Annotated in this window: 13 protein-coding genes; 6 read left to right on the top strand and 7 right to left on the bottom strand. The window is 58.2% G+C overall.

Annotated features, from left to right (window positions below; translation table 11 throughout):
• Nucleotides 1–30: 30 nt before the first annotated feature.
• The gene (locus AC2FFF_RS04475; protein ID WP_142633436.1) at nucleotides 31–213 is read left to right on the top strand and encodes a hypothetical protein; all 183 of its coding nucleotides are present in this window, start codon (nucleotides 31–33) and stop codon (nucleotides 211–213) included.
• 1 nt (nucleotide 214) lies between these two features.
• Here the strand turns inward: AC2FFF_RS04475 and AC2FFF_RS04470 are convergent, their stop codons facing one another.
• Genes AC2FFF_RS04470 through bcoG form a run of 4 tightly spaced genes read right to left on the bottom strand, consistent with a single transcriptional unit; the run spans nucleotide 215 to nucleotide 3,912 of the window.
• The gene (locus AC2FFF_RS04470; protein WP_142633434.1) at nucleotides 215–973 is read right to left on the bottom strand and encodes an SDR family oxidoreductase; all 759 of its coding nucleotides are present in this window, start codon (nucleotides 971–973) and stop codon (nucleotides 215–217) included.
• Nucleotides 970–2,436 carry a carnitine 3-dehydrogenase gene (locus AC2FFF_RS04465; protein WP_281971988.1) on the bottom strand — a complete coding sequence of 489 codons (1,467 nt, stop codon included), beginning with the start codon at nucleotides 2,434–2,436 and terminating at the stop codon, nucleotides 970–972. Before AC2FFF_RS04465 ends, AC2FFF_RS04470 begins: the two co-directional genes overlap by 4 nt.
• On the bottom strand, nucleotides 2,436–2,990 hold the full coding sequence (locus AC2FFF_RS04460) for a lipocalin/fatty acid-binding family protein (RefSeq protein ID WP_142633430.1): 555 nt from the start codon (nucleotides 2,988–2,990) through the stop codon (nucleotides 2,436–2,438). The genes AC2FFF_RS04465 and AC2FFF_RS04460 overlap by 1 nt, the downstream gene beginning before the upstream one ends.
• 7 nt (nucleotides 2,991–2,997) lie before the next feature.
• Nucleotides 2,998–3,912, bottom strand: a complete 915-nt coding sequence (gene bcoG / locus AC2FFF_RS04455; RefSeq protein WP_142633428.1) for a 3-dehydrocarnitine:acetyl-CoA trimethylamine transferase BcoG — start codon at nucleotides 3,910–3,912, stop codon at nucleotides 2,998–3,000.
• Between the two features lie 131 nt (nucleotides 3,913–4,043).
• Between bcoG and AC2FFF_RS04450 the strand changes: the two genes are divergently transcribed.
• On the top strand, nucleotides 4,044–5,030 hold the full coding sequence (locus AC2FFF_RS04450; protein WP_142633426.1) for a GlxA family transcriptional regulator: 987 nt from the start codon (nucleotides 4,044–4,046) through the stop codon (nucleotides 5,028–5,030).
• Between the two features lie 68 nt (nucleotides 5,031–5,098).
• Here AC2FFF_RS04450 and AC2FFF_RS04445 read toward each other — a convergent pair whose 3' ends face one another.
• Genes AC2FFF_RS04445 through AC2FFF_RS04435 form a run of 3 tightly spaced genes read right to left on the bottom strand, consistent with a single transcriptional unit; the run spans nucleotide 5,099 to nucleotide 8,104 of the window.
• The gene (locus AC2FFF_RS04445) at nucleotides 5,099–6,145 is read right to left on the bottom strand and encodes an aldo/keto reductase (RefSeq protein WP_142633424.1); all 1,047 of its coding nucleotides are present in this window, start codon (nucleotides 6,143–6,145) and stop codon (nucleotides 5,099–5,101) included.
• A gap of 29 nt (nucleotides 6,146–6,174) precedes the next feature.
• A complete protein-coding gene (locus tag AC2FFF_RS04440; protein ID WP_271947429.1) occupies nucleotides 6,175–6,633 on the bottom strand; it encodes a DNA polymerase III subunit chi in 459 nt (152 codons plus the stop codon).
• A 4-nt stretch (nucleotides 6,634–6,637) separates the two neighbouring features.
• A complete protein-coding gene (locus AC2FFF_RS04435) occupies nucleotides 6,638–8,104 on the bottom strand; it encodes a leucyl aminopeptidase (protein WP_281971987.1) in 1,467 nt (488 codons plus the stop codon).
• A gap of 246 nt (nucleotides 8,105–8,350) precedes the next feature.
• Here AC2FFF_RS04435 and lptG point away from each other — a divergent pair, with 246 nt between their 5' ends.
• Genes lptG through pdxA form a run of 4 tightly spaced genes read left to right on the top strand, consistent with a single transcriptional unit; the run spans nucleotide 8,351 to nucleotide 13,816 of the window.
• On the top strand, nucleotides 8,351–9,451 hold the full coding sequence (gene lptG / locus AC2FFF_RS04430) for an LPS export ABC transporter permease LptG (RefSeq protein WP_142633419.1): 1,101 nt from the start codon (nucleotides 8,351–8,353) through the stop codon (nucleotides 9,449–9,451).
• A complete protein-coding gene (locus AC2FFF_RS04425; protein WP_281971986.1) occupies nucleotides 9,451–11,613 on the top strand; it encodes an LPS-assembly protein LptD in 2,163 nt (720 codons plus the stop codon). Before lptG ends, AC2FFF_RS04425 begins: the two co-directional genes overlap by 1 nt.
• Nucleotides 11,604–12,857 (top strand): peptidylprolyl isomerase, encoded by a 1,254-nt coding sequence (locus tag AC2FFF_RS04420; RefSeq protein WP_281971985.1) that lies wholly within the window; start codon nucleotides 11,604–11,606, stop codon nucleotides 12,855–12,857. Before AC2FFF_RS04425 ends, AC2FFF_RS04420 begins: the two co-directional genes overlap by 10 nt.
• Nucleotides 12,854–13,816 carry a 4-hydroxythreonine-4-phosphate dehydrogenase PdxA gene (pdxA, locus tag AC2FFF_RS04415; protein ID WP_281971984.1) on the top strand — a complete coding sequence of 321 codons (963 nt, stop codon included), beginning with the start codon at nucleotides 12,854–12,856 and terminating at the stop codon, nucleotides 13,814–13,816. The genes AC2FFF_RS04420 and pdxA overlap by 4 nt, the downstream gene beginning before the upstream one ends.
• The last annotated feature ends 67 nt before the right edge of the window (nucleotides 13,817–13,883 follow it).

Genomic DNA, 13,883 nt, shown 5'->3' with positions numbered 1-13,883 from the left:
CATTCCGACCACAGACGGAGGACCACAGGAATGGACGCACTGAAAACAGCCCAATATGCACGGGCTTTATACACGGCGCACGGTGACCAGGCCGAGGCAGAAGCCGCAATGAAAATGCGCGAATGCGAGGCTGCCGGGAACGCTCAGCAAGCCCGCGATTGGCAAGCCGTTCGTCAGACCATCCGCCAGATCCGAGGCCCCAACCAGGGCTAGGTTACAGTTTCGGGTCGGGATTGACCGTGTGACCATCCACCGCGATCACCTGACCCGACACCAACCGCGCCGCGCCAGAGGCCAGAAAGACAGCCATATTGGCGATGTCCTGCGCTTCGACGAAACGACCCATGGACGTGCCCGAGGCATAGCCCTGATAGACCTCGTCCCGGCTCATGCCTTTGGTCGCCGCCTCGCGTGCCAGAACGCCTTCCATCCTTGGGCCCTCCACCGCGCCGGGACAAATCGCATTGGCGCGGACGCCGTGGGGACCAAGCTCCATCGCCAGTGTTTTCATCAATCCGATCACCGCCCATTTGGCCGCGGCATAGGGCGCCCGAAAAGGATAGCCGTATTGCCCCGCAGTGGATGAGGTCAGGATGATGCTGCCGGCACCGGCAGATTTCATCATAGGCGCGGCATATTTGGCGGCCAGAAACGCCCCGTCCAGATTGACCGCAACGCACCCCCGCCAGTCCTTGAGGTCAATATCCTCGATAGCGCTGGTTGGCCCGGCAATTCCCGCATTGGCGCAGAGCGAATCCAGACCACCCGCATCAGAAATCGCGGCGAACACGGCATGCATATCACCCTCATCCGACACGTCAGCATGGTGGGCTGTCCAATGATCCGGCACGCCATCTAGCGCCGCCCGATCAATATCTGTGATCCAGACATCATACCCGGCCGCATCAAACGCCTCTGCCATAGCCCGACCAACACCCGAAGCGCCAGCCGTCACCAACACCCGGCAGGTCATGAGGGTTTCCGGATCGCAACCCCGGCCCCTTCGGGATAAGGCAATCCGGCCTGCGCTTCGGCGATGCGGGCCATGGCGGCCTCAATGCTGGGCGATGGCGGGCTGGGGCGGCGTGTTTCCAGGCTGACATGCAGCAAAAAGCTCTCCCCGGTCGCCAGCAGCGTCTCACCGCTATACATGCTGTGGAACACGTGCAGTTTCTTGCCCTGCCCCAACAGCATCTGGGTGCGCACCTCGATCTTTGCACCCGCATGGACCTCATTCATGTAACGAATGTGGTTTTCCGCAGTGAAATAGCTGCCCCCGGACGAGATATATTCCATATCGCAGCCGATGATCTCCATGAACCGGTCAGTGGCGTCGGCAAAAGCCTCAAGATACTTGGCTTCGTTCATATGGCCGTTGTAATCGGTCCAATCCAAAGGCACCGCACGGGACAGAGTCAGGATCGGTTGGCTCAGATCCGCTTGCTCCAATGATGGCAGCGCACCCGATTTCAGCAGAGCATCATGCTGGTTCAGCACCGCCCCCGCGCCCCAGTTCTGCGCCTTGAGTGCGCGCATCATGCCCACAAGGTTGTTGTCGCGGATACGCTCCAGCTCGCGGATCGAATGCATGCCGGATTGCGCATCTGACTGATCCGCAATCAGATCGACAAGCTCGTCAGTGAATTCGGGCACATCCATCAGCTTGGTCCAGGGCCATTTCAGTGCCGGGCCGAACTGCGCCATGAAATGCCGCATCCCGGCCTCGCCGCCGGCGACACGATAGGTTTCGAACAGACCCATCTGCCCCCAACGGATGCCAAACCCCATACGGATCGCTTCGTCGATTTCCTCGGTCGTGGCGACGCCGTCCTTGACCAGCCACAGCGCCTCGCGCCAGACGGCCTCAAGGAACCGATCAGCGATATGCGCGTCGATCTCTTTCTTGACGTGCAGCGGGAAGAACCCGACCGATTTCAGGACCTCTTGCGCCCGTTCGATCATCTCCGGCGGGTTCGCTCCAGTTGGCACCAGTTCGATCAGCGGCAGCAGGTAGACCGGGTTGAACGGATGCGTCACCACGATCTGTTCGGGGCGCAGCGCGCCCTCCTGTAACTCTGACGGCTTGAACCCGCTGGTTGAGGACCCGATGATCGCACCAGGATCACAAGCCTCTTGCAAGCCCTTGTAAACTTTCAGCTTCAGGTCCAGACGTTCCGGCACGCTTTCCTGAATCCACTCGGCACCCTGCACTGCATCGGCCATGTCATCATTAAACGATAGCGCCCCCTCGGGAGGCAAAGGCACATCGCTTAACCCCGGCAACGAGCGGCGCGCATTGTCCAAAACTTCTCCGATCTTACGCTCGGCTTCCGGGTCCGGGTCGAATACCCGAACGTTCCAACCGTTCAGCAGGAACCGCGCGGCCCATCCGCCGCCGATAACTCCGCCGCCAATGATTGCTGCTGTTTTTGTCATCACTTCACTACTTTCAACTCTTGAGGGTCAAACCCATTTTCGCTCAGTACGTCACGCGCAATCGTCAGTTGATTTTGTGTGATCGTTAAATCTCTGCTCAGTACAACTGCAAACGACCTATCTGGGCGGGCCAATACAACCATCTGCTCCCCGTCACCCACGTAGATGATGTGAAACTTTGTGGGGCTTGCGGCAGTGATGTCATATTCAAGTGCAGACTCGGATCGCCGGGTAGGCACGCTCAGGTGGTTTTCAAAGCAATCACTTGCTCCTGCGATGTACCCAAAACATTCGGTCCGGTCCGGGTCACGCAATTGATAGCTAGGGTATGGCTGTCCCTCAAGCCTCACAAAAAGCCGCTGCTTGCCCTTGCTTTTGCGTCTGGACGCAGCAACCTCAAAATACGGTTCGTCAAAGATCGACCAGTTCACCGCTTCGACGGGTTGAATATTAAATTGACGTGCTCGAAAGCCCTCATTGTCTACCAAGCCACACGTTGGAATCAATCCAACGAGCAAACATCCAACTACCCATGAAAGAACTCGGCGGAACATGGCGCGCCTAGCTTTTCGGCGCCCGCTTTACCAAGCCCAGCTTCTCACGCACTTCTGCGGGGCCAATCACGCGCGCACCCATGTTCTCGATGATGCTGCCCGCGCGTTCAACCAGTTGCCAGTTCTCGGCCAGCACGCCTTTGTCCAGCCACAGGTTGTCCTCCAACCCGACCCGTACATTGCCGCCCGCCAGAACCGAGGCGGCCACATAGGCCATCTCGTTCCGACCCAGTGAAAAGGCGCTGAAGGTCCAGTCGTCCGGCACGTTGTTCACCATCGCCATGAAGGTGTTCAGATCATCCGGCGCGCCCCACGGCACGCCCATGCACAGCTGAACCAGAGCGTTCGGCTCCAGAACGCCCTCTTTCACCAGCTGCTTGGCGAACCACAGATGACCGGTATCAAAGGCCTCAATCTCGGGCTTTACCCCCAGATCGGTCATCATCTGGCCCATCGCGCGCAACGCACCCGGGGTGTTGGTCATCACATAATCGGCCTCGGCAAAATTCATGGTGCCGCAGTCGAGGGTGCAGATTTCCGGCAGGCATTCGGCCACATGGGCCACACGCTCGGTCGCGCCAACCAGATCGGTTCCCGCCTCGGCCAGCGGCAGCGGGTTTTCGATACCGCCAAACACCATGTCGCCACCCATGCCAGCAGTCAGGTTCAGCACGGCGTCGACCTCGGCATCGCGAATGCGATCTGTGACCTCACGATACAGTGCCAGATCACGCGAAGGCGCTCCGGTCTCAGGGTCGCGCACATGGCAATGCACCACCGCTGCCCCTGCCTTGGCTGCAGCTATCGCGCTGTCGGCGATCTGCTTTGGCGAACGCGGCACATGCGGGCTGCGATCCTGCGTCCCACCCGAGCCTGTGACGGCGCATGTAATGAAGACTTCGCGGTTCATTTCCAAAGGCATGGCGTTCTCCCCAGCTTATACCCGGTTAACCCTGAGTTTTCCCCAGGCTTCTCCACGGATTCCGATTTGCTTTCGCCCCCGAGTTTGGCGCAGCTTTGGTCAAACACTTGTCAAAATGCGAATCGAACTTGATGAAATCCGCAAAAAACATATTGCAGCCCGAACATCGTGCCCTGAAAACGGCTGTGCTGGTGCTGGACGAATGCAACACGCTCAGCTTTGCGTCGGCCGTTGATCCAATGCGTGCCGCCAATCGGTTGGCGGATCGTCCGGCATTTGATTGGGATTATGTGACAGCCACTGCTGAACCGGCCATGCTGACCAGTGCGCTTTCGGTTCCGGGTGTACCTTTGGCCCGGCTGCAATCCTGCGATCTGATGATTGTCGTTGCCGGGTTCCAACTGGCCCGCCATGCCACACCCAGCCTGCTGGCCGGCCTACGCCGCATCGCCAAGACCGGCGCCACAATGGCAGGTATTGATGGCGGTCCTTGGCTGCTGGCCGAGGCAGGCCTGCTGGACGGCCACGCCGCCACCACCCATTGGGAAGATTTGGAGAACTTCTCTGCCCGCTTCCCCGAAGTGGACGTGCGCCCTGACCGGTTTACCGTTTCTGAAGGCCGCCTGACCTCGGGCGGGGCGATCCCAGCGGTCGAGATGATGCTGCATATCATCGCCGCCCGCCATGGCGCCGGATTTGCCGCCCGCGTCTCGGGTCTGTTCCTCTATGACGGTGCGCCTGATCCCACAAAACCACAAAGCCGCACCGGTGCGCCGCACCGCCACACAGCTTTGACCGCCAAAGCCAATACGCTGATGCAATCCGCACTGGACGACCCTATGCCATTGGCAGATATCGCCGAAACCCTGGGCACCAGTTCACGCACCCTGCAACAGCAATTCCGCCTGCGCCTGAACACCACGCCGCAGGACCATTACCTGCAGCTCCGACTGGCCGAGGCGCGCAGATTGGTGACGGACACCGATATGTCACTGATGGATGTGGCTCTGGCGACGGGTTTCGCCTCGCAATCCAGCTTTTCCCGTGCCTTTCGCACAGCGCACGGCCTTTCGGCCCGGGACCTGAGGCAAGACAGGACACAACCCAGCCATCACTAAGCGGATCTGCTTCATCTGGCTGAAATACCTCGGGGGAGGCTCCGCCTGCGGAGACGAGGCCAGCGTCCCTAAAACGGCATAGGATGCGCGCGATGCGCTTCGGTGATTTCAGTCAGAATTTCCCCAGAAAGGCGAAGTTCCTTACCGTCGAGAATATGCCCAAGCTGCGCCACCGTTGTCGCACCGAAAATGGCCGACATCATGAAGGGCCGCGTCCGGCACCAGGCCAGCGCCATATGGACCGGGTCCAGATCGTGGCGGTCAGCGATCTCTAGATAGGCCGCAACCGCCTCAAATGCCCGTCTGCGATGACGTCCACCCACCTCAGGCACCAATGACATCCGCGAACCCTCGGGCACCATGCCGTTTTGGTATTTCCCGGTCAAAAATCCGGCGGCAAGCGGTGAAAAGGCCATCAGCCCCACATCCTCATGCGCGCTCAGCTCGGCCATATCGGTGTCGAAATGCCGGCACATCAAAGAATACTCATTCTGAACCGATGCCACGCGGGGCGTGCCGGTGGCTTCGGCGATCCGCAACCACTGAGCGGTGCCCCAAGCGCTTTCGTTCGAAAGGCCAAACGCTCGGATATTTCCTTTGTTGACCTGTTCCTTCAGGGCAACAAGGCACTCGTGCATATTGTCCAGAACCTCATCGGTATTGTGCCCCGAAGGCGCATAGGTCCAGTTTTGCCGGAACATATAGCTGCCGCGGTTCGGCCAGTGAAACTGATAAAGGTCGATGCAATCCGTTTGCAGTCGGCGCAAGGAACCTTCGACCGCCTCGGGGATTGTCTGCGGTGAAATCGGTGCGCCATCGCGCGCATGTGCGAACCCTGCCCCAGAATGCTTGGTTGCCAGAACATATTCCCCACGCCGTGACGGGTTGGCGGCGTTCCAGTTGCCCAGAATTTCTTCGGTCCGGCCCACCGTCTCTTTCGAGATGGGATTCACCGGATACATCTCGGCGGCATCGACAAAATTAATGCCCCCATCAAGTGCCATGTCCATCTGAGTATGCGCGTCGGCCTCGGATGTCTGCGTACCAAATGTCATCGTACCCAGACACAGGTCTGTCACCATGATTCCAGTACGGCCCAGGGGCTTCATTTCCATCGCTCATTCTCCTGAAATCTGCGGAGGCCCTATGCCTCGGCTTTTTTTTCCCACCGGCCCGATTCCTCGGACCAATATTGCGCCGAACAGCCCGCCCCGGTCAGTGTTTTCCATTGCCCGCGGGCATGTTGGAGAGCCTGATCATCATTCCCATCGAACAGGATGCACACGCGTTCCAGCGCGTTCACTTCCTCGGGTTCAACCGCGGCACCATCAACAGCCATCACGCAAGCCGGATCATTTGCGGCCTCGGCCCCTGTCGTCAGCAATATGGGCTGGTCCCTGTCATGCGGCCCCCCGGTGCGGCCATGTGGCAGGAACCCTTCCTCGGGGCCCTGCCACAGCTTTTCGTCCAACCAATCCATCCGTGCGGGATCAGTTCCCCGCACGGCTATCTTCCACCCGGCCTGCCGCGCCTTGTCCAGCAACACGGGCAAGGTGTTTTCCAGCGGTTGGCGGGTCAGGTGATAGAAATAAACGGCGCCCATTGGATTATTCGAAATTGTCCTGCACGAACCGGCTCAGTGCGCGGACACCCCAACCGGTGGCCCCTTTGGGCGCATAGGATGTCTCGGTTGCAATCGAAGCCACCCCAGCAATGTCCAGATGGATCCAGGGGGTTTCGTCCTTCACGAACCGCTGCAGGAACTGCGCAGCAGTGATGGATCCGGCAGGTCGTCCACCGACATTCTTCATATCGGCGATGCGCGATTTCAGCTGCTCGTCATAGGCTTTGCCCAGCGGCATCCGCCATGCGCCCTCATCCTCGGCCCCGGCAGCCTTTAGGAAGGCGTTGCAGAACGTGTCATTGTTCGAAAAGACACCGGCATTCTCATGCCCAAGCCCAATGATGATCGCGCCGGTCAATGTTGCCAGGTCGATCATGCCCACGGGGGCAAACCGCTCTTGCGCGTACCACATCACATCACACAGGACCAAACGGCCCTCGGCGTCGGTATTGATGACCTCGACCGTGTCGCCCTTCATCGACTTGACGACATCGCCGGGACGCGTGGCATTGCCCGAAGGCATATTCTCTACCAGCCCGACAAGGCCCACGACATTGGCTTTGGCCCTGCGCTTGGCCAGCGCCCGCATGGTGCCTGCGACCACACCTGCACCGCCCATGTCCATGGTCATGTCTTCCATACCTGCGGCGGGTTTCAAGGAAATGCCGCCAGTGTCAAACACGACGCCCTTACCCACCAGTGCCAGCGGCGCATCATCCTTGTCGCCCCCATTCCACTGCATCACCACAACCTTCGACGGGCTGACCGAGCCCTGCCCGACGCTTAACAAGGTGCGCATACCCAATTCGGCCAGTTTGTCTTCGTCGAGCACTTCGACGTCCAGGCCAAGCGCCTTCATTTCGGACAAACGATCTGCGAATTCGGTCGTCGTCAGCACATTGGCGGGTTCATTGGTCAGATCCCGAGTCATCCGGACACCATCGGCAATCGCATACAGCGGTGCGAATGCGGCTTCGACTTCATCATGTTTTTGATGACTGATTGTTACTGGTCCGGCTTCATCCGAATCTCGGGTTTTATGGGCATCGAAATCATAGCTGCGCAAAACGATCCCCAATGCCAGTTCTTCGGTCCGAGCCTGATTTCCGGCCATGACCAACAAGGGCTGGTGATCAGACAATTTGGCCAGCTTCGCCCCGGCCTTGCGCGCCTCTGCAGCATCGGCACGGCGCGACAGCACGAGAATATCAAGCGCTTCAGCGGCCATTCCGCCTGGCCAGGCAAGAGAGACTACATCGCCGGATTTCACCTTTTCGAACCGGTCGCTTTCGACAAGTCGCGCGACTGCGCCCCGGGTCAGACGGTTGGCGCGGCGTGCGGCTGGGTTCATCTTGCCTTCATCCGAGACAATAATCACGACGCGCCCTTTGGTCTGCGCCATCACGTCCACGTCAAAAGCCTTAAACTGAATTGGAACAAGACTGCTCATTGGGAACTCCTGAAAATCTGTTTCCCAAGACCTAGCCCGCGGCGACCGCATTGACCAGATAGCAGTTTTCCCCGCCGGGCATTTGCATTACAGTCGCGGAAAAAGTTCCGGCAGGGTCGGAGAGCGGGAGGGCGAATTGGCAAATCGGGGCAGGCATAGGCCGTTGCGCGCTGGCGCATGTACCGCTGATTCTCTTAACTTCAAGGCCCCCGCTGCAGGCAACGCAGTGATGCCGGGGGCGCGTTTGTGATCCTGGATCGATATTTTGCCCGCCGGTTCACCCAGAGCTTTCTGGTCATTGGCTGTATCTTTTTGACGCTGATGATTCTGATCGATCTGATAGAACAGGTACGGCGCTTTGATGAGGTCGATCTGTCATTTGGCCGGCTTTTGTATCTGACCCTATTGAATACGCCCGCCGCCATCGGTGAGATGCTGCCCCTGCTGATCATCCTGTCCACGATTGCGTTGTTCATCGGTTTGGCGCGCAGCTCGGAATTGGTGGTGACGCGCTCGATCGGGCGATCTGGAATTCGCGTCCTGCTTGCACCTGTAACTTTGGCCCTGTTGATCGGAGCCTTGGCGGTTGCGGTGCTTAACCCGTTTGCTGCCGCAACTTCCGAAGAATTCCAACGGCTTTCCGATTCCTACCGTAACCGCACCAGCTCAGCTCTTTCGATCAGCAGTGAGGGTTTGTGGTTACGGCAAGCTACAGAAGAGGGCCAATCGGTTGTCCACGCGCGCCGAACGTCCAACGGTAACACCCTGCTGTTGAAGGACGTCACCATAATAACATTCGACGCGATTGGTCAGCCGACACGCCAAATCTCTGCCAAACAGGCCAAGTTGGAAGACGGTTTTTGGGTTTTACAGGATGCCAAGATCTGGCCGCTTATGAACGGCATCAATCCCGAAGCTGGCTCGAAAGAGCATGATCGTCTGGAGATTCCGACCACCCTGACACGTCAGCGCATTCTGGACAGGCTGGCCAACCAGGATTCGATGTCAGTCTACGATTTGCCCCAGTTGATCCGAGACCTGCGCGAGGCGGGCTTTTCGACCAAGCAATACGAGGTCTGGTTTCAGGTCCAACTGGCAAGACCTCTGTTTCTGGTCGCAATGGTCTTGATTGGCGCGGCCTTTACCATGCGGCATGTCCGGTTCGGCGGCACCGGAATAGCGGTGCTGACGGCCGTGTTACTGGGCTTCGCCATCTATTTCGTCCGTAATTTCGCGCAAATATTGGGAGAAAACGGTCAGTTGCCTATCTTCGTTGCAGCCTGGGCCCCGCCATTTGCAGCCATCCTTCTTTCTCTTGGCCTGCTGTTGCACGCGGAGGATGGCTGATGCGCAAATTCGCTCTGCTATTGCTCTCGGGTGCGGTTGCATTGTCTTTGCCTTCGGGTGTCCTGGCCCAGACTTTGCCGGAACAGGATCAAACGACGGACGCGTCCCAGCAAGAGCCACCAGCCTTACTTGTCGCCGACAAGATTTTCATAACCCCAGAGCGTGTGCTGATCGCAGAGGGCAATGTCGAAGCGTTTCAGGGTGACGTCAAAATGACGGCCAGTCGGATTTTGTACGACCGCGAAAGCGGTGAGCTTACACTGGAAGGACCGATCCGGATTGATCAGGGCAATCGAACGACAGTTCTGGCGGATTCCGCAGAACTCGACCGGGGTTTGCTCAACGGCCTTTTGATCGGCGCCCGAATGGTGTTCGACCAACAGGTGCAAATTGCCTCGGTGCAGGCGACACGTGCTGGCGGCAGATACACCCAGTTCAGCAAAGTCTCGGCGACGTCTTGCCATGTCTGCACGGATGGGCGGCCACCGCTCTGGCAAATCCGTGCCCGCAAGGTGACCCATGATCAGTTGGAACGACAGCTTTATTTCGAAGGTGCGCAATTCCGGGTGCTGGATGTGCCGGTCTTCTATTTCCCTTACCTGCGTCTTCCCGATCCAACGCTGGACCGGGCGACTGGTTTTTTGGTCCCATCGGTCCGCACCACCTCGCAGTTGGGCACAGGCATAAAGGTTCCCTATTTCTTCAAGCTTGGAGATCATAAGGACCTCACGCTGACACCTTACCTTTCCGGCAAGACCAGAACTCTGGGCTATCGCTATCGTCAGGCCTTTAAGAACGGACGGATCAAAATCGAAGGCGCGCATACTCGCGATGACCTTCAACGGGACGAGGCGCGCGGATATTTCTTTACCAACGGTTGGTTTGATCTGCCGGACGACTATCGCCTGACCTTCAACATTCGAACCACGTCCGACGATTCCTATCTGGCTGATTACGGCCTACCCGACTTTGACCGTCTGCGCAGCGAAATTGCCCTGGAAAGGATCAAGCGCGATACCGCTTTCCGGACCAGCCTAAACCACTATAAAACCTTGCGAGATAGCGAGGATCAGGATCAGATTCCTTCTCGCATCTTCGACCTGAACTATCGCAAACGCTTCTTCCCGGCAGCTGTCGGAGGAGAGGTGCGGATGGCTTTCATCGGCCATGCCCATGAAAGAACGAGCAATGAGGACGTTATCGGGCGCGATGTTGCCCGAGCGACCTTCGATACCGAATGGCTGCGCAGCTGGATACTGGGCTGGGGGCTACGTGCAGATGCCCAAGTAGGCGCGTCAATCGACACGTTCAATATCCGCCACGACAGCGCCTATCCCGATCAGGTGACCCGCACGACCCCGCGCGCCGCACTGACGCTGCGCCTTCCAATGACTCGCCGCGAGGCGTCGGGCGCAACCCAGTTGCTGGAACCCATCGCGCAGATCGGGTGGACGCATGTCTCCGACAATGATGTTCCTATCGACGAAAGTACGTTTCAGGAGTTTGACCAGGGTAACCTGTTATCCCTGTCCCGATTCCCTGCCGAGGACAGGCGCGAAGATGGGGTCAGCGGCGTTGTTGGGATGAATTGGGCGCGTTATGGCTCCAGGGGCTGGCAAGCGCGTGCCACGATCGGTCAGGTCTTTCGTGCGGATGCTGATCCCGACTTTAACCTTACATCGGGCCTTCAGGGCACATCGTCCGATGTGTTGATCGCCGGACAACTTGAAACGCCCAACGGGTGGTCTCTGGCCGGGCGAGGTTTGGTGAACGGAGATTTCAGCTTTGCCAAGGCCGAGCTGCGTGCAGCATGGCAAAAGGAAACAACGGCCCTCAGCGGAAGCTATGTCTGGCAAGAACCCGATCCCGCAGAAAATGTCGACGATGAGATTTCTGAGATCTGGTTGCGCGGGCGGTACGACATCGATCAGAACTGGCAAACCCGTGCTCAGGCGCGGTATGACCTGAGCGAATCTGAACCGATCAGATATGGGTTGGGTATCACGTACCGGAACGAGTGTGTTCAGGTTAACATGTCGGTCAGCAGGCGCTATACCTCGTCATCAAGTATTGAGCCTTCGACCGAATTCGGCTTTACCGTAGCTCTGACAGGATATTCTGTCGAAGGTGGCGGCAAACAGTACAAGAGAAGATGCAGTTGATAACAGGTTTTTCACGTTTCTTTCGTTCCAGCCATATCGGGCTGGTTGCTCCGGCACTGGTTGCAGTTTCGATTGCCATAGCACCTGTAAAGGCAGTGGCGCAGAACCTGTTCTCACCTGCCATAAAGGTCAATCAAGACATCGTGACCTGGTATGAGCTGGAACAGCGCCTGCAATTCCTCTCGATTCTGGGTGTTCCCGGCGCAACCGAGGAAGACGTGCGCAAAGCTCTGATAGACGACCGCCTGCGCAAACAGGCGATGCGCGACGCTGGAATCGTGGTCGCCCCCGAAGACGTTCAGGTTGGAATAGACCAATTTGCAGCCCGCGGTCAGCTTTCGAGCGACGAATTCCTGCAGCTTCTGGCGGATGCCGGTGTTGACCGTGAGACGGTTCGGGATTTCATCAAGGATCAGATTTCCTGGCGTGAATTCGTCAGCGCGCGTTTTCTGTCGCAGGCGAGACCATCGGAAGACGAGATCAATCGCGCACTTGGACAATCTGGAAGTGGCGGCCTGCAAGTCCTTCTTTCGGAAATCATTATTCCTGTGAACCAACAAAACCTGCCACAGGTTCAACTGCTGGCCGAAGAGATCGCCTTGATCGAGGGCTATGATTCCTTTTCAACCGCCGCAACACAGTACTCGGCGGCCGGAACTCGCACCAATGGGGGGCGCCTCGACTGGTTGAACTTGACCGATCTGCCCCCGGCGCTGCAGCCGGTCATCATCGGGCTCAAAAATGGTGACGTCACCCAGCCCATTCCTCTGCCCAATGCCGTTGCACTGTTTCAGATGCGCGGTTTGCGTGAGACCGCTGCGAGTACGCCCACCTATTCCGAGATCGACTATGCTGTCTATTACATGCCCGGTGGTCGTAGTGCGGAAACACTGGCCGCAGCCGAAAAGCTGAAAGAAGAAATAGACACTTGCGATGATCTGTACGGTATCGTGCAAAACAAGCCAGCAGAAGTCTTAGAGCGGAATGTCAGCAAACCGTCGGAAATCCCGCGCGATATCGCATTGGAACTGGCCAAACTGGACCTGAACGAAGTTTCAACCACGTTGACCCGCAACAACGGCCAAACACTGGCTTTTGTGATGTTGTGCACACGTACCCGCAACCTTGGCGAAGAGACAACGCGTGCAGATGTCGCCAATGCTCTGACCCAGCAAAGGCTGCAAACACTTGCAGAAAGCCTGTTGGGGCAAATGCGTGCCGACGCAACTATTGTTGAACAATGAAGCCAATCGCGCTCAGCTGCGGCGATCCGGCCGGAATTGGGCCCGAGATCGCCGCAAAAGCTTGGGCCGGCCTTAGAACCACCTGCCCTTTCTTCTATATTGGCGATGCCGCGCATTTGCCGCCCGAGACACCGTCGGTACAGATCAGCGACGCCTCTCAGGCGGTCGAGATCTGTGGCTCTGCCCTGCCCGTACTGCAACTGGACTTTCCAGCCCCCAACCGGCCTGGGCACCCTAATCCAGCCAACGCCATATCAGTTGTCACTGCCATTGAAACCGGCGTAGCGCTGGTTCAGTCCGGTTCTGCATCGGCGCTATGTACCGCACCGATCCACAAGAAAGCACTTATCGACGGGGCAGGTTTCTCATTCCCCGGCCATACGGAATTTCTGGGCGCCTTGGCTGGGTCCCAACGTGTTGTGATGATGCTGGCCAGCGACCAGCTGCGCGTTGTACCAGCAACCATCCACATCCCGCTCTCACGCGTTCCTTGCGAGCTTACGCCCGAGCTTTTGCGGGAAACCATCGAAATCACCGCCCAGGGACTACAATCACAGTTCGGTATTGCCACCCCGCGGATAGCCGTCGCGGGCCTCAACCCGCATGCCGGTGAAGGCGGCAAGATGGGGCAAGAAGAACTGGACTGGATTGCGCCGCTGATCACAGAGCTGCCCCGCAAAGAGTATACCGTAACCGGCCCGCACCCCGCGGATACATTGTTCCACGCCGCAGCGCGCGCGCGCTATGACGCCGCCATCGCCATGTATCACGATCAGGCTCTGATTCCGATCAAGACGCTGGATTTCGATCGCGGTGTGAACGTCACACTAGGCCTTCCATTTATCCGAACCTCACCCGATCACGGGACTGCACTGGACATTGCGGGGCAAGGCCTTGCAAACCCGACCAGCCTGATCGAAGCGCTGAAACTTGCCCAGCAGATGGCACAAAGCTCTTGATCCTTCAGCGGGCTGTAAATATCCCGGCCAGAGGTAAAAATTCTCTGGCGCTCTCCTATCAAACCGC

It is taken from the genome of Ruegeria sp. YTSA226 (genome assembly GCF_059609905.1).
This window is presented reverse-complemented; position numbering and strand designations above follow the sequence as displayed.